At 72.4% G+C, this 19549-nt stretch carries 18 protein-coding genes; 9 read left to right on the plus strand and 9 right to left on the minus strand.

The genetic code is table 11. The features are described from left to right. Positions 1 to 3: 3 nt before the first annotated feature. On the minus strand, positions 4 to 1275 hold the full coding sequence (locus ACXR8F_RS04150) for an ATP-binding protein (RefSeq protein ID WP_045192875.1): 1272 nt from the start codon (positions 1273 to 1275) through the stop codon (positions 4 to 6). A gap of 223 nt (positions 1276 to 1498) precedes the next feature. Continuing rightward, entirely contained in the window at positions 1499 to 2347 is an 849-nt protein-coding gene (gene pdxY / locus ACXR8F_RS04155) for a pyridoxal kinase PdxY (RefSeq protein WP_045192874.1), read from the minus strand. 53 nt (positions 2348 to 2400) lie between these two features. Between pdxY and ACXR8F_RS04160 the strand changes: the two genes are divergently transcribed. Genes ACXR8F_RS04160 through ACXR8F_RS04175 form a run of 4 tightly spaced genes read left to right on the plus strand, consistent with a single transcriptional unit; the run spans position 2401 to position 4635 of the window. Next, positions 2401 to 2757, plus strand: a complete 357-nt coding sequence (locus ACXR8F_RS04160; protein WP_045192873.1) for a GntR family transcriptional regulator — start codon at positions 2401 to 2403, stop codon at positions 2755 to 2757. Beyond that, complete coding sequence (locus ACXR8F_RS04165) at positions 2754 to 3743, plus strand: DUF1648 domain-containing protein (RefSeq protein WP_458798861.1); 990 nt, start codon at positions 2754 to 2756, stop codon at positions 3741 to 3743. Before ACXR8F_RS04160 ends, ACXR8F_RS04165 begins: the two co-directional genes overlap by 4 nt. Before the next feature lie 59 nt (positions 3744 to 3802). After that, on the plus strand, positions 3803 to 4123 hold the full coding sequence (locus ACXR8F_RS04170; protein WP_458798862.1) for a rhodanese-like domain-containing protein: 321 nt from the start codon (positions 3803 to 3805) through the stop codon (positions 4121 to 4123). Beyond that, the gene (locus ACXR8F_RS04175; RefSeq protein ID WP_458798863.1) at positions 4123 to 4635 is read left to right on the plus strand and encodes a CD225/dispanin family protein; all 513 of its coding nucleotides are present in this window, start codon (positions 4123 to 4125) and stop codon (positions 4633 to 4635) included. The genes ACXR8F_RS04170 and ACXR8F_RS04175 overlap by 1 nt, the downstream gene beginning before the upstream one ends. Positions 4636 to 4658: 23 nt before the next feature. Here the strand turns inward: ACXR8F_RS04175 and ACXR8F_RS04180 are convergent, their stop codons facing one another. Further along, positions 4659 to 5993: an amidohydrolase family protein gene (locus tag ACXR8F_RS04180; protein WP_458798864.1), complete on the minus strand. Its 1335-nt coding sequence runs from the start codon at positions 5991 to 5993 to the stop codon at positions 4659 to 4661. An 81-nt stretch (positions 5994 to 6074) separates the two neighbouring features. Between ACXR8F_RS04180 and ACXR8F_RS04185 the strand changes: the two genes are divergently transcribed. Further along, positions 6075 to 6749: a GntR family transcriptional regulator gene (locus tag ACXR8F_RS04185; protein ID WP_458798865.1), complete on the plus strand. Its 675-nt coding sequence runs from the start codon at positions 6075 to 6077 to the stop codon at positions 6747 to 6749. A 15-nt stretch (positions 6750 to 6764) separates the two neighbouring features. Here the strand turns inward: ACXR8F_RS04185 and ACXR8F_RS04190 are convergent, their stop codons facing one another. From ACXR8F_RS04190 to ACXR8F_RS04200, 3 genes are read right to left on the minus strand one after another with little or no spacing between them, the layout of a single operon-like run. Further along, positions 6765 to 7523, minus strand: a complete 759-nt coding sequence (locus tag ACXR8F_RS04190; protein WP_458798866.1) for a hypothetical protein — start codon at positions 7521 to 7523, stop codon at positions 6765 to 6767. A 43-nt stretch (positions 7524 to 7566) separates the two neighbouring features. Further along, on the minus strand, positions 7567 to 8427 hold the full coding sequence (locus ACXR8F_RS04195) for an Fpg/Nei family DNA glycosylase (RefSeq protein ID WP_458798867.1): 861 nt from the start codon (positions 8425 to 8427) through the stop codon (positions 7567 to 7569). A 25-nt stretch (positions 8428 to 8452) separates the two neighbouring features. Next, entirely contained in the window at positions 8453 to 9562 is a 1110-nt protein-coding gene (locus ACXR8F_RS04200) for an App1 family protein (protein WP_045192866.1), read from the minus strand. A gap of 125 nt (positions 9563 to 9687) precedes the next feature. Between ACXR8F_RS04200 and ACXR8F_RS04205 the strand changes: the two genes are divergently transcribed. From ACXR8F_RS04205 to ACXR8F_RS04215, 3 genes are read left to right on the plus strand one after another with little or no spacing between them, the layout of a single operon-like run. Next, entirely contained in the window at positions 9688 to 10320 is a 633-nt protein-coding gene (locus ACXR8F_RS04205; protein ID WP_458798868.1) for an N-acetyltransferase, read from the plus strand. A 42-nt stretch (positions 10321 to 10362) separates the two neighbouring features. After that, positions 10363 to 11397, plus strand: coding sequence for a hypothetical protein (locus ACXR8F_RS04210; protein WP_458798869.1), 1035 nt, complete (start codon positions 10363 to 10365; stop codon positions 11395 to 11397). A gap of 35 nt (positions 11398 to 11432) precedes the next feature. Continuing rightward, a complete protein-coding gene (locus tag ACXR8F_RS04215; RefSeq protein ID WP_458798870.1) occupies positions 11433 to 13418 on the plus strand; it encodes a penicillin-binding transpeptidase domain-containing protein in 1986 nt (661 codons plus the stop codon). Positions 13419 to 13601: 183 nt separating this feature from the next. On the opposite strand, the gene ACXR8F_RS04220 is transcribed toward ACXR8F_RS04215, so the two are convergent. After that, on the minus strand, positions 13602 to 15464 hold the full coding sequence (locus tag ACXR8F_RS04220; RefSeq protein ID WP_458798871.1) for an N-acetylmuramoyl-L-alanine amidase: 1863 nt from the start codon (positions 15462 to 15464) through the stop codon (positions 13602 to 13604). A 402-nt stretch (positions 15465 to 15866) separates the two neighbouring features. On the opposite strand from ACXR8F_RS04220, the gene ACXR8F_RS04225 reads away from it, so the two are divergent. Next, on the plus strand, positions 15867 to 16409 hold the full coding sequence (locus ACXR8F_RS04225) for a hypothetical protein (RefSeq protein WP_458798872.1): 543 nt from the start codon (positions 15867 to 15869) through the stop codon (positions 16407 to 16409). 139 nt (positions 16410 to 16548) lie between these two features. Here the strand turns inward: ACXR8F_RS04225 and ACXR8F_RS04230 are convergent, their stop codons facing one another. Together ACXR8F_RS04230 and mobA are read right to left on the minus strand one after the other, a co-directional pair. Then, positions 16549 to 18612, minus strand: a complete 2064-nt coding sequence (locus tag ACXR8F_RS04230) for a M4 family metallopeptidase (protein ID WP_458798873.1) — start codon at positions 18610 to 18612, stop codon at positions 16549 to 16551. 280 nt (positions 18613 to 18892) lie between these two features. After that, positions 18893 to 19525, minus strand: a complete 633-nt coding sequence (mobA, locus tag ACXR8F_RS04235; RefSeq protein ID WP_458798874.1) for a molybdenum cofactor guanylyltransferase — start codon at positions 19523 to 19525, stop codon at positions 18893 to 18895. Positions 19526 to 19549 lie beyond the last annotated feature (24 nt).

Raw genomic sequence — 19549 nt, forward strand, 5'->3', positions numbered from 1 at the left:
GGGTCACACTCCCTGGGTGCGCAGGTAGCGCCCGAAGTGCGGGACCGTGAACGCGATGAGGCCGCGCTCGCCGGAGTAGATGAGGCCCTTCTTGATGAGGGCGTCACGGGCCGGCGAGAGCGACTGGGGCTTGCGGCCGAGCACGTCGGCGACTGCCGAGGTCGGCACCGCCTCGCGCTCCTGCACCCCGTCGCGGTCGTATGCCGCCGCGCCCGGTTCCGCCCCACCGTCACCCCGCGAATCCGCTTGTTCCTGTGACGGATTCACGATCGCGGCGTCGGCCATGGCCCGAAGGTACTCGCGCTCCGCCGGCGTGGCCCGCTCGAAGCGCGAGCCGAAGAAGCCCACGGCGAGCTCCGACTCGGCCTCGGGCACGGCGACGCGGATGTCCTGCGCCGTCACCGGTGACGACGGGGCGACGTCCCACACGACCTTGCCGTAGGCCTGGATGAAGTAGGGGTAGCCGGCGGTGACGGCATACATCTCGTCGAGGGCCTCGGGAGTGAAGTCACAGCCCTCCTCGGAGGCGGGACCGACGAGGGCGTGGTCGGCCGCGTCGCGCGGCAGTCGGTCGATGCGCGAGTAGCGGAAGAGCCTCTCGGAGTAGGACTTCGACGCCGACAGCACGGCCGGGAGGTGTGGCAGTCCGGCCCCGACGACGATGACCGGCAGACCCGACTGCGAGATCTCGTGGCACGCGGCGCAGAGGGCCGAGACGTCCTCGGGGTCGAGGTCCTGCATCTCGTCGATGAAGAAGGCGACGCCCTTGCCGACGTCGGCGGCGAGGCCGCCGATGTCGGTGAAGAGCTCGACCAGGTCGATCTCGACGTCGCCGGAGTCCGCGCGACCCGAGACGGCCGGCACGTCGATGCCGGGCTGCCACCGGTCGCGCAGCTTCGCCCCGTTCGGCGACTCGCGCAGCGCGAAGGCCTTGATGATGCCGAGCACCTGGTCGACGTCGTCAGTGCGAGGGTGACCCAGCTCGCGCACGGCCTGGTGGGCGGCGGCGGCGAGCGGTCGGCGCAGCCGCTGGTCGGGGCGGGCCTCGAACTTGCCAGTGCCCCAGTCGGCGCGCACGGCCGAGGAGCGCAGCGCGTTGAGGAGCACCGTCTTGCCGACGCCGCGCAGGCCGGTCAGCACGATGGACCGCTCGGACCGGCCGCGGGCGATGCGCTCGAGCACGACGTCGAAGGTGCGCAGCTGCTCGTCACGTCCGGCGAGCTCGGGCGGGCGCTGGCCCGCGCCCGGGGCGTACGGGTTCGTGATCGGGTCCACGATCGGAGGCTATACGTCTCTCTACGCCTCACCCGAGACATCCGCAGAGAGCGTCATCGGCGCGTCGCGGGCTCTGGTCGGCCGCCCACCGTCTGACCGGGAACCGAAGTGACTTGATTCGGATTCAAGCGAATTCGGGCATTAAAAAGCGCCGTTCCGCACGGTCAGGGGTGGTCATGCGGAACGGCGCGTTGCGACTATAACGCCCACCGGGGCGTCGAGGTCAACTGATCGCCGAGATTTCGAAGACTTCGTCGGGAGCGGCGATGGCCTCCTGCTCGGCGACGAGCAGCATCTCGTCCGAGCCGCTGGCGTGGGTGCGCTCGAGGACGGCGAACATGGTGGCCGCCGTGCGGCTCAGCGCCACCTGCGGGCCGTCGGTGAGGAAGTGCGCGAGGAACACCGCGGCGGTCACGTCGCCGCCACCGCGCACCGTCATCGGCAGCATCGGCGTCGTGACGAGCCACGCGTCGTCGGCGGTCACGCAGGCCATCTGGATCGAGCCCTCGGGAGTGTCGGACGTCAGCGCCGAGGTGACGAGCACGACGCGCGGCCCGCGGGCGACGAGCTCCCGCGCGGCCGCGACGAGGTCGGCCTGTGTCGTCACCTCGCGACCGACGAGGAACTCGAGCTCGAACTGGTTGGGCGTGACGATGTCGGCCTTCGGCACGACGTGGTCGCGCATGTACTCGGGGATGCCCTCGCGCACGAAGAAGCCGCGGCCGACGTCACCCATGACGGGGTCGCAGCAGTAGACGGCGGCCGGGTTGGCCTCCTTGACGCGGGCGACGGCGTCGAGCACGACCTCGCCGACCGACTCGGCGCCCTGGTAGCCCGACAGCACGGCGTCGATGGCGGGGAAGGCGCCACGCTCCTCGACGCCGTCGATGACCGCGGCGACGTCGGCCGGCGCGATGAGCGGCCCCCGCGTCGAGCCGTAGCCCGTGTGGTTGCTGAAGGTCACCGTGAGCACGGGGTAGACCTCGTGGCCGAGCCGCTGCAGCGGGAAGACCGCGGCCGAGTTGCCGGCGTGGCCGTAGGCGACGTGGGACTGGATCGACAGGATCTTCACCCGCTCACCCTAGTGGCTTGCAAACACGGCATAATTCTAGTGATAATCAAATTATGTTGTGGCAGGTGGACCCGACGTCGAGCACGCCTCTGCACGTCCAGGTCGCAGCTTGCGTGCGCCGTGAGATGGCGGACGGGCGGCTCGAGCGCGGCGACCGGCTGCCCTCGGCGAAGGAGGTCGCGGGCGTGCTCGACGTCAATCTCCACACCGTGCTCCGCGCGTACCAGACGCTGCGCGACGAGGGCCTCATCGACCTGCGCCGCGGGCGGGGCGCCGTCGTCACGGCCACCGATCCCGCCGGCGACGCGCGGCTGCGCTCCCTCGTCGCCGACCTCGTCGCCGAGGCCCGCCTCACCGGCACCACCCCCACCGACCTCACCCGACTGATCGAGAGCGAGTTCCAGCGATGACCACGCCAGCCGCCACGAGCGCCTCCGCCGGCGCCGACCGGCGACCGACCCACGCCCTCGTCGCGAGCGCCCTCGTCGGGCCGGTGCTCACCGTCGCCGGCCTCCTGCTCACGTATGCCGTGCGCGACCGTCTGCCCGAGCGCGTCGCCGTGCACTGGGGCACGAGCGGCCGACCCGACCGTTTCGCGTCGCTGACCGAGGCCGCGGTCACCGCGTCGGTGATGACGGCGCTGCTCCCGCTGGTCTTCGTCGTCATCGGCGCGGCGTGGCACCCGAGCGCGCGCGGCCCGCTCGCCGGTTTCGGCGGAGCGGTCGCCGTCTTCCTCGGTGGCCTGCTCTTCGGCAGCCTCACGTCGCAGCGACCCGGTGAGGTGGCACAGGCCTTCCCGGTGAGCTGGCTGCTCCCCACCCTCGTGCTGGCCGCCGTCGTGGGCGTCGGGCTCTGGCGCTGGGGACGCCTGAGGCCCCCCGCCCTCGACGGCACGCCGCGACCCGTGCCCGCCGGTGCGGTGCGGCTCGACGTGCCCGACACCACCCGCGTCGCCTGGACGGGGCACGCGGCACTGCCCGACATCGGCATCCTGCTCGTCGTGCTCCTCGCGGTCACGCCGCTGCTCGTCGTCGCCGTCCTCGGGATGCCGTGGCTGCTCCTTCTCGCCGTCGTCATCGTCGCGCTGCTCGTGCTCACCGGTTCGGCGCGGGTCGTCGTCGACGCCGAGGGGCTGCGCGTCACGAGCCTCTTCCTCACGTGGAGCCGGGTGCCGCTCGATCGGGTCGCCGAGGCCCGCACCGGCACTGTGTCGCCGCTGCGTGAGTTCGGCGGGTACGGCTGGCGCATCGGCAAGGACGGCACCCGCGGCTTCGTCACGCGGTCCGGCGAGGCCCTCGTCGTCGAGCGCATCGGCCAGCCGCCCGTCGTCGTCACCGTCGACGACGCCGCAGAGGCGGCCGCGGTGCTGAACACCCTCGCCTCGCGCCGCTCGTGATGTTCCTCCCGGATGTTCCTCGCGGATGTTCCTCCCGGACTCCGTGTCACGATAAGGACATGAGCATTCCCACGACCACTGTCTCCGCGCTGCCCGACGACGCCGTCCTCGTCGACGTCCGCGAGGACGACGAGTGGGCCGCGGGCCACGCCCCCAACGCCATCCACATCCCGCTCGGTGAGCTGCCGAGCCGTCTGCACGAGCTGCCCGAGACCGACGACACCGTCGGCGTCGTCTGCCGCATGGGCGGCCGCTCGGCTCGCGCCGTCCAGTGGCTCATCCACCAGGGCTACGACGTCGCCAACGTCGAGGGCGGCATGCTCGAGTGGCAGCGTGCCGGCAAGCAGCTCTCGGCCGACGGCGAGCCGAACATCATCTGATGAACGAGCACGACCGCGACCGGGAGCGCGACCCGGACGCCCCGGACCCGACGCAGGACTCCTGGTCGGCCTGGCTCCCGCAGCTCGACGGGCCGACGACCCCGGGCTCGCCCACGACCCCGGGCTCGCCCACGACCCCGCTGCCGCAGGCGAGCGGTCCGTCGACGGGCGCTGACCCCGTGCCGCCTGCCGTCCCGCCGGCGCCGCCCCTGCCGTATGCCGTCACGCCGCCCTGGGCAGGCCCGCCGCGCGTCGGGCCTCCCCCGACGAGCTACTTCGGCTGGGCGGTCGTGTGCGCGATCTTCTGCTTCATGCCGCTCGGCATCGTCGCGGTCGTCAAGTCGCTCCAGGTGAAGCCGCGCTGGGCGCAGGGCGACTGGATCGGCGCGGAGAAGGCCGCGCGCGCCGCCAAGACGTGGTGTCTCGTCGCCGCCGCCATCTGGCCGGGCTCGGCCCTGCTCTTCAGCTGCCTGGGCGCGCTGGGCGGCGGCCGCATGTTCATGCACTTCTGAGGCCGCCCGCCCGGCACCGGCCCTCAGGACTCGCGCACGACCGCGCCCTGCGCGACGACGACGCGCACCTGCTCCAGCGCGTCGGCGACCTCCAGCGGGTTGGCGTCGACCACGACGACGTCGGCGAAGGCTCCGGGCACGAGGCGCCCCGCCTGCCGCGACCAGCCGAGGAGGCGGGCGGCATACGTCGTCGCGGCGCGCAGCGCCTCGAGGTGACTGAGGCCGGCCTCGACGAGCAGGCGCACCTCCGAGCCGATGGGGTCGACGTCGGTGCCGAACGAGTCGGTGCCGGCGACGATCGTGACCCCGCGCTCGTGCGCCTCGCGCACGGCGGCCTGCAGCACCGGCGTGTAGGCCCGGCCGCGCGCGTCCAGCACCGGGTTGCTCGAGCCGATCATGCCGGTGATCGCAGCCATCGTCGGGGTGAAGTGGGTGCCGCGGCGGGCCATCTCGGAGATGGTCGCGTCGCCGACGAAGACACCGTGCTCGATGCTGCGCACGCCCGCGCGCACCGCTCCGTCGATGCCCTCCTCGCTGTACGCGTGGCAGAGGACGGGACGACCGCTGGCGGCGCGCACGACGGCCGAGAGCTGCTCGCGGTCGTAGACGAGCTCGGTCGGGTCCTGCTCGGCGAGCCCGGCGCGGGGGTTGGCGCGGGTCTTGACCACGTCGACGCCGCGGGCGACGTTGACCTTCGTGACGTGGGCGATGTCGACGGTCGAGGTGACTCCACCGGGCAGGGCGGCCAAGGGCGCGAGGTCGGGGTCGGCGAGGGCCGAGTCGCCGAGCTGCGGCGAGACGAAGACGCCGGCCGCGCGCATGCGGGGCGCGAGGCCCGGCGCGTAGTCGGGCAGCGACCGCATGGCGACGTCCTGGTAGAAGGTGGACGACCCGCTGCGCACGGAGGTCGCGCCGGCGTGCACGAGGGCCCGCACGTCCGCGAGCGCGTTGGCGTGGACGTGCACGTCGACGAGGCCCGGCACCACCCAGCGGCCGCTCGCCTCGATGTGGCGCGCGGCCGAGCCGACGTCGGCGACGGCGCGGCGGGTGGCGTCCCGGCTGCCGACCGCGAGCACCTTGCCGTCGCGCAGGACGACCACCCCGTCCTCGACGACGTGCCCGGTGAGCGGGTCGACGACCGAGCCTCCCTCGACCACGAGCGGCGGGGCCGCGGTCGGACGGAGCGACCCGACACGACCCGGGGCGTCACCCCCGTGCCCGGCGGCACCGGCGGGCGCGGCTGCGGCGACCCCGGCGGCACCCAGACCGGCGAGGAGCGCGGCGCCCCCGAGGACGCCGCGCCGGGACAGGCCCGAGGGCGGAGGAGTCGTGACGGCGTCGTGGTCGTGCAGGCACATGGGGAGACCTCCAGGGGATACGCTCAGCGGTGAGCAGTTTTGGTATACCAATTTGGTATACCAAACCCGAGAGGAGCGTCAATGCCTACCGGTGAGGAACATGCAGAGCACGCCGTCTCGCTGCGCGGATCGGTCACCCAGACGTTGCGCGAACGCATCGTCACCGGCGACCTCGCGCCCGGGACGCGACTCGTCGAGCGTCACGTCGCCGAGCAGCTCGGTGTGTCCCGGGTGCCCGTGCGCGAGGCGCTGCGCACCCTCGAGCGTGAAGGCTTCCTCGAGGAACGGGCCACGCGCGGCATGGTCGTGCGCCGCCTGGACCCCGACGACGTCGCCATGCTCTTCGCGGTGCGGGAGGCGCTCGAGGGCGTGCTCTCCCACCGGCTCGTCGACGTGCTCGACGACGACGGCCTGACGCGCCTCGACGACCTCGTCGGCACGGCCGAGGCCCACCTCGCCGCGGGACGGTCGGGTGATGCGGTGCGCTGCAACGCCGACTTCCACGCCGCCCTCGTCGAGCTCGCCGACAGCCGCGTGCTCACCTCGATCATCGAGCCGGTCGCGGGCCGGATGGCTTGGCTGCTCAACCAGCACGCCGAACCGGGCGAGATCATCGCAGAGCACCGGGCGATCCTGGCGGCGCTCGGGTCCCGCGACGCGGCGCGCGCGGCGGCCGAGTTCCGCGACCACCTCGCGAGCAGCCGCCGGGCGGTGGCCAGGGTCGAGGCCGGGCTGGCGACCGACCGGCGGACCTGACGGTTCGAGCCCTCGTCAGGAGACGGGGATCATCGCAGGCTGGGTGCACACGAGCTGGTCGCCCTCGGGAGCCATCGACGCCACCTCGACGACGCCGCCCCCGACGGCAGAGGGCCGAGCCTGCGCGGCGCGGTCGTCGACCTGGATGCACAGCTGCCACTGCTTCACGGCCGGGTCGACGAGGGTTCGGGGGGCCTCGAACGACCTACCGGGCACGTCGAGCTTCGGAGGCGTGGCGGCATACGCCTTGCCCGTGACCGTGACACCGGGCGCGATGGTGTGCCCGCCCATCACCGGGGCGGCCGCGAACCGCACGTCCGGCGCGGTCGCGAAGCCCTGCTTGCTGAGGCGCAGCACCCCCGACTCGACGTAGACCCAGGCGTGCTGCGGGTCGACGTCCTTGGGGAGGGTCGCGCTGCCGAGGTCAGCGGGCACGACGTCGTATGCGACGAGGGGCTTCGAGCCGGTGTTGGTCAGGGAGTAGTCGACGACGAGGCCCGGGCTCGCCGCGATGCCTGCCCCGCCCGGTGCCATCTCGGCCTCGAGGCGCACGCCTCCCGCGGTCACGGTCTGCTTCGCCGGCCCGGACCCGCCTGCCGTGCCAGCCGCCGGCGTCGAGCTCGCCGGTGCGCCGCCACCCGCAGGTGTGGCTGCACTCTCGGACGGGCTCGCCTGCCCGCAGGCGCCGGTGACGAGCACGGCGCCGAGGGCGAGCAGCGTGAGCGGGGACGTGAGGTGTCGCTGGAGCGGCTTCATGACGGTGAAGACAACCACGTCAGCCGAAGCGTTGCATTCCGGACGAACTCGTCGGTCGCGCCTATTTGAGCAGCTTCGACATTCGTCGGTCGGCGAGCGGCTTGCCGCCGGTCTGGCAGGTGGCGCAGTACTGCAGAGAGGTGTCGGCGAACGACACCTCGCGCACGACGTCGCCGCACTCGGGGCACTTCTCGCCGGTGCGGGCGTGCACCCGCATGCCCGCGCGCTTGGCGTCCTTGAGCTCCTTGGCCGGCTTGCCGGACGCCGTCTCGACCGCGTGGGCCAGCGTGTCGCGCAGCGCGGCATACAGCCGGTCGACCACCTCGGGGGCGAGCGTTGCCGCGATGGCGAACGGGCTGATCTTCGCCACGTGGAGGATCTCGTCGGAGTACGCGTTGCCGACCCCGGCGATGAACTCCTGGTCGCGCAGCAGGCCCTTGATCTGGGTGCGCCGGCCGTCGAGCATCGACCGGAACAGCTCGAGCGTGAAGTCGTCGGCGAGGGGGTCGGGGCCCAGGCGCGCCACACCGGGCACCTCGGCCGGGTCCTTGACGATGTAGGCCGCCAGCGACTTCTTCGTGCCGGCCTCGGTGAGGTCGAAGCCCGAGCCGTCGGAGAGCCTGACCCGCAGGGCGATCGGGGACTTGCCGGGACGCACCACCGTCGCCGGCAGCTGGTCGGACCACCGCAGCCAGCCGGCGCGGGCCAGGTGGAAGACGAGGTGGGTGCCGTCGGCATCGATGTCGAGGAACTTGCCGTGCCGGTGCACGCCGTCGACCGGCACGCCCTCGAGCGCCTGGGGCGGCGGGTTGAACGTCTTCAGCACGCTGAACGACGCGAGCTCGACCTTGGTGATGGCGAGCCCGGCCGTGCGCTCGGCGAGGAAGTCGACGAGCGCCTGCACCTCGGGCAGCTCAGGCATGGCGCCAGTCTGCCATCAGGCGGTGTCAGCGGGTGGGCTGTCGCAGGGGCCGTGACGGCTGCTCGTCGGCGGCGACGGGCGGCCCGACGCGCCCGTGCTCCTCGAGGACGCGCAGCAGCTGGTGCCCGTCGGGCGCCGAGAACGTCGACACGCTGACCGGCCCCATGGTGCGCACCGGCGCGTCGATCTTCATCGGCTTGCTCAGCACCTGCTCGGCGGGCGAGAGGTGCCGGATGCAGATGGCGTCGACCCGGTCGGGGCGGGCCTCCGCGAACTCGGCGTAGAGCTGCGGGTCGTGCTGGCCGTCGTCGCCGACGAGCAGCCACTGGATGTCGGGGAAGTCCCGGGCGAGGCGGTGCAGGCACGTGCGCTTGTGGTCCTGGCCGCTGCGGAACCAGCCGGTGTTGGTCGGGCCCCAGTCGGTGAGCAGCAGCGGCCCGAGCGGGAAGCCGTTCTCGACGAGGAAGCGGTTGAGCGTCGCCGCCGTGTTCCACGCGCCGGTCGAGACGTAGACGATGGGGGCACCGGGGTGGGCCGACAGGATGCGGCGGTACATCGGCGCCATGCCCGACACCGCGTGCCTGGCCTTGCCGCGCCGCACGAACGTGTTGAACGCGGCGATCATCGGTCGCGGCAGCATCGTCGTGATGACGGTGTCGTCGATGTCGCTCACGAGCCCGAAGCGCACGTCGTCGGCGACGATGAAGACGTCGGCGGCGACCGGCTCGGCCCCCTGCACCTCGACGACGGCCTGCTGCCAGCCGGGCGGGAGGCCGTGGTCGCGGGCGACGACGTCGACGTGCCCGCCGCGGTCGGACCGGCCGAACACCTCACGGTCGCCCACCGTGACCTTGACCGGCACGCCGGTCGCGGGAGAGGTGAGAAACGCCCGCCAGCCGCGGTCGTAGTGCGCCGGGCTGATCGCGCCCGTGGCGTCCTGACGGCTCTCAGGACCCTCGGTGCTCTCGCGACCCTTGCGCCCCAGCAGGATCCGCGCGAACACGCGCACGAAGGACGACGAGCCGTAGCCGACGTGCGTGATGACGCGGTTGCCCCAGCCGCGGCTGCGCAGCACGCGCTCGACCTGCTCGTGGACGGTGTCCTCGATGATGGCGGCCGCGTGCGGTCGTGACATGGCCACAACCTACCCGGCGGACGTGGCGGGGCGGCAGCGCCGGGGCGGCGTGACGGCATACGGCGCCGTGCCAACAGGTGGACCCCGGCGAGCGCGGGCCGGACGTCACGGGTTTGATGGACGGCGTGCACCTCATCGCGGAAGTCCTCAGCAAGGCGTCCGGAGGCGACTTCCCCGCCGTCGACGGCGGGTGGCAGCGGGTCGCCCCGTGGCGCGACGGAGTGGAGGGCGTCGTCGCCTTCACCGGGCACGCGTACCTCGCCGTCGACGACGACGTCTCCGACGGGACCCTGGGCTCGCTCGGCCCCGACGGCTTCGGCGGCGCGAGCAGCCCGCGGCTCGTGTCGCGCCTCGCCGGCAGCGGGTGGATCGACGCGCTCGACATCGTCCTCGTCGCCCGCGGCGTCGGCGGCGAGCCGGCCCTCGTGCCGCGCAGCGACCTGCGCAACCACCCTCGCGCCGAGCACGCGACGTCGGTGCGCAGCGAGGTGGCGACCTTCGGGTACGCCGCCCCCGACGACCGCACGCTCGTGACGCTCTCGACGGGGCTCGGCGGGCTGCCCGAGGTGGGCGTCGAGACCGACCCCGCGAAGGACCACGTCGGCACCGACGTCGTGCGCGACGCGCTGACGCTCGTCGACGAGGGCGAGGTCGTCGTCGCGGCCTGCGCCCCGGGCAACGCCCGCGCCCTCCGCGCCTTCCTCGGAGCGGGTTTCGAGCCGGTCGCCTCGGTGCAGCTCTGGAGGCCCGAGCGATAGCGACGATTGGCGCAGATCGGGCGGACGTGCTGGGATCTGCGCGTGGACAAGGTCGTCAGCTTCGGCAGTGAGGCACACCGACGGCACGCCCGCACCCTCCTGTGGCCCGTGCTGCTCCTCGCGGCGGCCGGCTGGTGGGTCGTCGGGGCGTTGCCGTGGATCGTCGACGGGTTGGGGGCGCGCTCGCCGCGCGACTGGACCTCCGACATCGAGACCGGGTCGGTCGCCAGCGGCTACCTCAGCCTGCTGCCGTTCACGGCGGGCCGGATGGGCCTGCTGCTCGTCGTCACCCTCGTCGGTGGGCTCGCCGCCGCGGTCGCGGCCCTGTGGGTGCGACCGCGCGAGGGACGCACCCTCTCCGTCGCAGGCGCCGCGGCTCTCGGCACCCTCGCCGCCGCGGCCTACACCGTCGCCCAGTCGGCCGGTGCCACCCGGCAGCTCGGCAACGACTTCGACCGCGACGACCGCGTGCTCGTCGGCGTGCTGGCCGTCGCGGTGGTCGGCACGGTCGCGGGGCTGCTGCTCGGCCTCGTCGTCGTGCTCGGACGGCCGGTGTTCCGGGCCCTGGCCGCGGCGCCCCTCGCCGTCGCCGTCGGCTCGTGGGTGAGCGCGGTCGCGGTGGCGCTCGTCGGCACCCAGCGCGCCCTGCCCGTGCTCGCGTGGACGACGACCCTCATCGCGGTGCTCGTCGGACTGGCCCTCGCCCCGGTCGGCGTGCGTTCGCCGGGGCGCGTGCTCGTCTGGCCCCTCGTGCTCGTCCTCGTCGCCGCCTGCTCCGCCGCGCAGACCGCCTTCGGCTACCTCACGGCCTACCTGCGCCCGCGGTCCGGCCTGCCGGACGGCCTGCGCGACCACGTCGAGGCCAGCCGTGACGTCTTCCTCCGGGCGCTCCAGCCGGAGTTCCAGCCGTGGGGTGCGTATGCCGTCGCCGTGGCCGTCGGGCTCGTCGGCACCGGCGTGCTGTGGCTCCGCTCCGGTCGCAGGGGACCGGCGGGCAGCGAGCCCGGGCGACCCGCCGTGGCGAGCGCCGCGACGCCGGCCGCCGAGGGCGAGCAGGTCGACGCGACCCGTCGATGACCGGCGCTGGGGGTGGCGCCACGTACCCTCGACGCATGCCTTCGGGACCTCGCACCGGCTCACGCTCCGGCTCACGCTCCGGCTCACGGACCGGCTCATCGACCGGATCACGCCGCCGCTCGTTCGTCGCGACCGCGCTGTCCGGCGCGCTCGTCGCGACGATGGGGGCCGGCTGCTCGATGTTCGACTCGCCGCCCGAGCCCGACGACGCGGCGCGCGCCCTCGCCGCCGCCCTCGCGAACGGCGACTTCACGAAGGTCCCGCTCAAGGGCACGACCGCCGCCAAGGCCGGGACGTTCGTCAAGGCCGCCTACAAGGGCCTCGACTCGCTGCGGCCGGCGGTGTCGGTCACCGACGTCAGCCACGCCGAAGGGTCCGAGAAGGCGACCGCCACGCTCTCCACCACGTGGGACGTCTCGAAGGCCGGCGCCGACTGGAGCTACCAGTCGAAGGCCGCGATGACCCTCGTCGACGGCGCCTGGCAGGTGGCGTGGAACCCGGCCCTCGTGGCACCGCAGCTGGCCTCCGACGAGACCCTCACCATCGCCCGCAAGTGGCCGCGACGGGCCGACATCGTCGACACCTCCGGCGGCAAGGTCATGACCGAGCGCGAGGTCGCGGTCGTCGGCATCGACAAGACGAAGGTGGCCGGCGCCGGGGCCGCCGCGTCCGCGCGCCGGCTCGCGACCCTGCTCGGCATCGACCCGACGAGGTATGCCGCGAAGGTCTCCGCCGCCGGGGCCAAGGCCTTCGTCGAGGGGCTGACCCTGCGCGAGACCGACCCGGTCATCGAGAAGAACGGTGCCGCGATCGCCAAGGTCAAGGGCGCCATCACGGTTCCGGCCATGAAGGTGCTCGGGCCGAGCCGCACCTTCGCCGCCCCGATCCTCGGCTCGGTCGGCGAGGCCACGGCCGAGCAGGTCAAGGACTCCAAGGGCACGCTCGAGGCCGGCGACAGCGTGGGCACCAACGGCCTGCAGTTCCGCTACGACGCCCAGCTGCGGGGCACGCCCGGGCTCGCGGTGCAGGCCGTCAAGCGCGGCGCCGACGGCAGCGTGCTCGACAAGCGCGAGCTCTTCGCCGAGCAGTCCACCGAGGGACAGCCGCTCACGATCACCCTCGACGCCAAGGCCCAGTCGGCGGCCGAGGCCGCCCTCGCGAAGCAGACCGCCCACCCGACGGCGCTCGTCGCCGTGCGGGTCTCCACCGGCGAGATCCTGGCCGCGGCGATCGGTCCGGCGGCGAACGGTTCGACCCTCGCCCTCGCCGGCAAGGTGGCCCCCGGCTCGACCTTCAAGATCGCCAGCTCGCTCGCCAACGTGCGCAAGGGCGCGACGGCCGACACCCCGCTGCCCTGCACCGACTCCCTCACGGTCAACGGTCGGCGGTTCAGCAACTACACGACCTACCCCAAGGACAAGCTCGGCAACATCACCATGCAGACCGCGCTCGCGTTCTCGTGCAACACGGCCTTCATCAGCCAGTACGAGAAGGTGAGCCAGGACGACCTCATCAAGGCCGCACAGTCCCTGGGCATGGGCGACAAGCTCGACCTGCCGTTCACCGGCTTCCTCGGCTCGGTGCCGCCGACCGACGACGTCGTCGAGCACGCCGCGTCGTTCATCGGGCAGGGCCGCGTCGAGGCCTCGCCGCTCACCATGGCCCTCGTCGTCGCGTCCGTGATGAAGGGACAGACGGTGCGCCCGCAGCTCGTCGCCGGTGCTCCGGCGCTGCCGGCACCCGCCACGCCGCTCAGCCCCACCGAGGCCGGGGTGCTGCGCCAGGAGATGCGGGCCGTCGTCAACGAGGGCTCGGGCAAGGTGCTCAAGGCCCTGGGCATCGAGTACGCCAAGACCGGAACGGCCGAGTTCGGCACGAAGAACCCGCCCGACACGCACACGTGGATGGTCGCGGGGCGCGGCGACATCGCGATCGCCGCCTACAACGAGGTCGGCGACAACGGCGTGACCGGCTCGGCCCCCTTCATCATCAGCTTCCTCAAGGCCTACGACCTGCGCTGACACACAGTCGAGTGGGCACTTTGCCGCTCAGCAAAGTGCCCACTCGATGGGTCTTGGACCGGCAAAGTGCCCTCTCGACGTTAGGGCCCGGCAAAGTGCCCACTCGATGGGTCTTGGACCGGCAAAGTGCCCACTCGACGAGGTTTGTCGTCGAGTGGGCACTTTGCTGAGTCACCCGGGGTGCTACTTGGCGGTCACGACGTCGACGTCGGCAGCGCGCACGAACGCGAAGCGGTGGCCGAGCGAGACCTGGTAGTAGCGGTCCTGGCCGACGACGTCGACGTGGTCGTTCGGCGTCGTGGCCGAGTACGTCGTCGCGCGGTAGTAGTTCGTCGGGACGGTGAGGTCACCGACGGCGTACCGCTGGCCGGCCGTGAACTGGTACTGCAGCGGCGCGAGCGACTGCACCGGGATCCCGGCCGGGTAGGCCGACGCCTCGGGGTAGGCCCGGCCGTAGACCGGGACCCTCGCGAGGCCGGCCTTCGGCACGACGTACTGGCCGCCGACCGCGATGGCCGTCGGGTCGCTCGCCGGGTTGTGGAACCAGCCCTTGACGCCGTTGAACCAGATCGCGGTCCAGTCACCCTGGCGGTCGGCGACGGCGAAGGTGAGGCCCGTCTGGGCGCGGGCGCCGATGTCGGAGACCGACGTCGTCGACGGGGCGCCGCTGGACTTGCGACCGATGTCGTTGACGAGCGGAGCCGTCTCGGACGGGGCCGTGCGCAGGTAGACGAAGTTCGTGCCCTGCGGCTGGCACGGCTGGCCGGCCGTCGTGCACGAGGTGACCGTCTGCACGTTGTCGTCGAAGCCGGGCAGGATGCGGACGAGGTCCTGGGCGCCGTCGACGCCGTGGCTCTGCAGCGGCGCGCCGAGCAGCTGGAAGTAGTGCTCCCAGTTCCAGTAGGGGCCCGGGTCCCAGTGCATGCCGGCCACGTTGGCGGGGGTCACGCCGGGGATCTGGTCGTGGCCGAAGACGTGCTGCATGTCGAGCGGGATGTCGTACTTCGTCGCCAGGTAGCGCACGAGCCGCGCCGACGAGCGGTACATCGGCTCGCTGAACCACTGGGCGCCGGTGGCCGCGAAGCCCTCGTGCTCGAGGCCGATCGAGTGGCTGTTGACGTACCAGTTGCCGGCGTGCCAGCCGACGTCCTTGGGCTCGAGGTGCTGGGCGATGCGCCCGTCGCTCGAGCGCAGCGAGTAGTTCCACGCGAGGTACGTCGGGTCCGTGACGAGCTTGAGCGTCGTGTTCCAGGACGCCTCGGTGTTGTGGATGACGATGTTCGTGATCTTCGGTGAGACCGGCCGCGACGCGAGGTCGTGGTTGCCGTAGTCGCCGCCGCCGAGGTCCTTGTAGGGCGCCGGCACCCAGTCGCAGTCGAGCCCGGGCGGGCAGTCGGTCTGCGCGCTGTTCGCCTTCTTCGTCAGGCCGAGCCGGTCGAGCTGGCCCTTCTGGGGCGTGGCCGCCGACGGGAGCAGTGACACGTCCTTGCCGTCGACCGTGCGGCGCGAGGCGCCGGAGGCGATGACCGAGTAGGTGTCGTCGGCGAACGCTGCGGCGACGTCCTCCTGCGCCGAGCCGGAGGCGTCGGCCACGGCGGCGTACCAGTCGCCGGCCTTGGTGTCGGTGCCCGTGGGCAGGCCGAGCCGCTGCTGGGTGGCGGCGAGGAGCGCGGCGCCACCGCGGATGTTGGCGAGCTCGTCGGTGCGCAGGGCGGCCTCGTCGAGCCCGGTGAGGCCGGCCGCGCGACCGAGCGTGTCGGCGACCGGCGCGGCTGCGTCGGCGGCCGGGGCGTCGCCCAGGCCCTTGCCCTCCGCGGCCGAGCCGAGGTCGGCGTCGACGAGGTGCATCGGGCCGTAGCCGCCGGACGAGCTGTGCCCGGGGTTGAAGTCCCAGCGTGTCTGCGCGTACGACACGGCCTCGAGCACGGTGCGCGGCACGCCGAACTCGGATGCCGCCGCCGCGAAGGCGCGCTCGCGGCTGCCGGCGTCGTCGCCGACGGTCACGGACGGGTCGGCGGCCTGTGCGGCCGGGCTCGCCATCGCCATGCCGGCCGCCACGGCGGCGACGGCCCCGAGCGAGGCGAGCGATCGACGGACTCGGCGGGGTGCCGCTGATCGGTGTGGAGTGGAGTTGGGTATCACTCGTTGGTCCCTTTCGTATGCCTGGTGACCGCAGGCGCTCTACACGTCGACACGGGTCCGTCGACGGGCAGGCGCTCTGCGGGTGAGATGCCCACGGCCCCGAGCCCGAAGACACCTCTGACGCCGAGCATTCCCGTGCTTGCCGAGGCCCGCCACTTGAAACATTCACCCAAGCGTTGCCAGAAATCGTCCGTGTCCACGGTGCGCAGACGCTCCCGACGGGTCACCATGGTCACCATGGGGCGTACGGGTCTGTACGTGGGGATGACCATTGCCGCACTCCTGACAGGGGGGTGCGGGGCCGTCGTGTCCGACGGTGACACCTCCCCTGCCGGCACGGAGCACCGGTCGACGGCGACGTCGACGGCCCCGCCCAAGCAGCGCTTCGGCGCGAGCGGCGGCGGCGCGGTCACGACGTCCGACAGTCCCGTCTTCCCGCTCGTCCTCCACCGCACCGGCGGCATCGCCGGCTTCGACGACCGCATCGTGCTCGACGCCGACGGCCGGCTGCGCGTCGAGACCCGATCGGTGCACGGGCGCATCTGCACCCTCGCCGGGCCGGTCCAGCGCCAGCTCGTGACGCTCCTGGCAACCCTGCGCCTGGGCGTGCCGCTCACCGAGGTGCCGAGCGACGAGTTCACGCCGCTCGACCCGAACGCCGCGACCGAGAGCGACCCCATCTCCATCTCGGTCACCGACGACCACGAGCGCGCCATCGACCTCAGCGACCCCTCGCTGGGCGAGATCGCGGGCCTCGTCGGCAGCCTCGTCTCCGACGTCACGCTCTCGGCTCCCGCCACGACGCACTGCACGACGCCGACGCCGCCCGTCGTCGCCCCCGCCCCCTGAGCCGGGCACGCGGCCGCGCCCGACGGCGTACGCAGGCCCGACGGCACACGCAGGCCCGACGGCATACGCAAGAGGTCGGTGTGCCACCGGGCGGACCCGGCAGCACACCGACCTCAGAGGTGCGTCAGGCGACCTTCACTCAGAAGTTCGTCGACACGTCGTCGATGACGAAGCTCGTCTGGAGCGAGGAGTCCTCGCTCGCCGCGAACTTCAGCGTGACGTTCGTGCCCTTGTAGGACGTCAGGTCGATCGTCTTGGTGATGTAGGACGCCTTCGGGGTCGTCAGGTTGGAGAAGCTGGCCTTCGTGACGCCGTTGATCTGGACCGTCGCGGTGTCGTACGCCGTCGTGGTCGAGGTCTCGGCCGTGTCGATGCGGATGTAGTACGTCAGCGTCGGCGACGTGGCCGTCGACGGGACCGCGAAGGTCTGCGACTCGTTCTCGGAGGCCGTGGAGCCGTTGCCACCGAGCCAGAGCTTCCACGAACCGGTGCGGGCCGGGCGACCCGTGTTGTTCGTGATCGGGCCCGACGTGCCGGTCCAGCCGGTCTGGCCGGACTCGAAGCCGCCGTTGGTCAGCGAGCCGCCGGTGGGCGGCGGCGTGGTGCCGCCGCAGGTCTCGGAGGTAGCGGCGACCGCGATGGCTGTGAACGCCTTCTCGACCGCGGTGCACTCGGCCGAGCCGGCGCCGTAGAGGTCCTTGGCCGACTTGATCGCGCCGGTGCGGGCGGCGGCGTAGTTGCTCGAGGAGGTCAGGTAGGTCGCGAGGGTGCGGTACCAGATCTTCTCCGCCTTCTGGTGCGTGATGCCGGTGACCGCGCCGGCCGTGCCACACACCGGGGAGTTGTAGCTCACGCCGTTGATGGTCTTGGCGCCCGCGCCCTCGGAGAGCAGGTAGTACCAGTGGTTGAGCGGACCCGAGGAGTAGTGCGGGTCCAGGCTGCCGAGCGTGCTGCTCCAGCAGTCCTTCGACGCGCCGTCCTTGCTCGGCTTGTCCATGTAGCGCAGCGGCGTGCCGTTGCCGTTGATGTTGATCTCTTCGCCGATGAGGTAGTCGGGCACGTCGCTCGGGTTGTTGGCGTACCACTCGACGGCCGTGCCGAAGATGTCGGACGTCGCCTCGTTGAGGCCACCGGACTCGCCCGAGTAGGTGAGGTTGGCGGTGTTCTCCGTGACGCCGTGGCTCATCTCGTGGCCGGCGACATCGAGCTCGACGAGCGGGGCCGCGTTGCCGGAGCCGTCGCCGTACGTCATCTGCGTGCCGTCCCAGAAGGCGTTGACGTAGTTCTGGCCGTAGTGGACGCGGCTGCGGGCGCCGGTGCCGTTGTTCCAGATGCCGGCGCGGCCGAGCTGGGTGTTGTAGTAGTCGTACGTCTTGCCGGCGCCGTAGTGCGCGTCGACGGCGGCCGACTGACGGTTGCTCTGCAGGCCGTTGCCCCAGACGTCGTCGGCGTCGGTGAAGGTCGTCCCCGTGCCGGTCGTGGCCTGGTTGAGGTCCGTCGTGTAGTTGCCGTGCGTGTCGCGCATCGTGTAGCTGCCTGCGCTGCCCGACGTCGCGAGGGAGACGTTGCCGACAAAGATGCCGTTGCCCGTGCCGTGCTTGATGTCGTCCCAGCTGGTGAGGGTGGCACCGCTCGTGGCGTCGACGATGGTGTGCAGGCGGGTCGGGGTCTGGTCGGGCTTGATGCCCTCCGTGATGACCTCGTAGGCGAGCTTGGGTCCGGTGGCCGACTGGAAGACGACGAGCTCGCCGGCGGAGGCGGTCTCCTTGTTGGCCTTCGACGCCGCGAGGCCGGCCTGGTGGGCCGTGCTCTTCGAGACGGTCGGCGTCATGGTCGCCGGGGTGACGTTCTTGCGCTGGTTCCAGGTGACGCTCTTGACCGAGCCGGCCGCGTCCTTGTGGGTGACGAGGTCGCCACCGATGACGCGCAGGCCGTCGAGCGTGCGCTCGTAGCGCACGGAGGTCGCACCGTTCGCGTCGGCGATGACGGACTTGACGACGAGCTTCTCGCCCTTCGCGAGCCCGAGGGCGCTCGCGGAGGATGCTGCTCGGGACTGCTCGGTCGCCTTCAGGCTCTGCGACTCTGGGGCGGGCGCCTTGTCGCGTCCCGCACTGGCCGCTGCGCCCGCCGGGATCGCCGGCGAGATGGCGAGAGCGAGGGCGAGCAGCCCTCCGGTCGCCAGCCCGGACTTCAGTCGATTCACTGGTTACTCCTTGTCAGGATGCGGCTCGGTGGCCGCCTGGAGGGAGTCCCGCCCCATCTCACGAACCGAGATTCCGGCGAGAACGAGCGCGACGTTCGCAGCAGCGAGAATCGCGGTCAACGGGGCTTACCAAGTCTTTGCCAAATGTCCGACAACTCTGGGAAAACACTTGGCGGCAGGAGGATTCGCCGCAGACAGCCGCTTGGGCGACCTCCCAGAGTCGGGGGTCGGCGCGGCTCTTCTGAGGCCGTGACGGGCCGTCCGGAGGGTGGCCGAGCGGTCAGTCGAAGCTGTTCTGAGCGCGCTCTCGAGCGCGCTGGAGGTCGGCCGGGGTGTCGACGTCGGCGGCCAGCCCGTCGGGGTCGGCGACGTGCACGGTGCGTATGCCGTCACACAGCTCTCGCATGCTCCGGCCGTACGCGTCGCCGACGTCCCCGAGCGCGGCGAGCCGGGTTCGCAGGGCGTCCGTGCGCCAGGCAGCGCAGAGCCAGTTGGTGCGGCCGTCGGCGTCGACGGTGACGGCGAGGTCGGCGGAGTCGAGGGTGTCGGGCTCGAGGGCTGCGACGAGGCGTTCGACGTGATCGGCCGTGACGAACGGGAGGTCGGCAGCGAGGACGACGACGACGTCCGGGTGGGGCACCCGGGTCACGCCGGCGCGGACGGCCTCGACGGCATACGCAAGGCCCGAGACCGGCCCGCCGCCCGGCACGCGCTCCATGACGACCGGTACCCCGTCGGGGACGCCCTGACCGGGGCCGACCACGACGGGAGGGTGCGGGCCGGCGGCGTCGAGGACGCGGGCCACGAGCGGCCGCCCGGCGAGCTCGAGGGTCGGCTTGTGCGAGCCCATCCGTCGCGAGGCGCCGCCCGTCAGCACGACGACGACGCAGGTCGGCGCTGGGGTGCTGGACACCCTCGGAGTCTGGCACGCGATCTA

Source organism: Terrabacter sp. AAH1 (assembly GCF_054456855.1).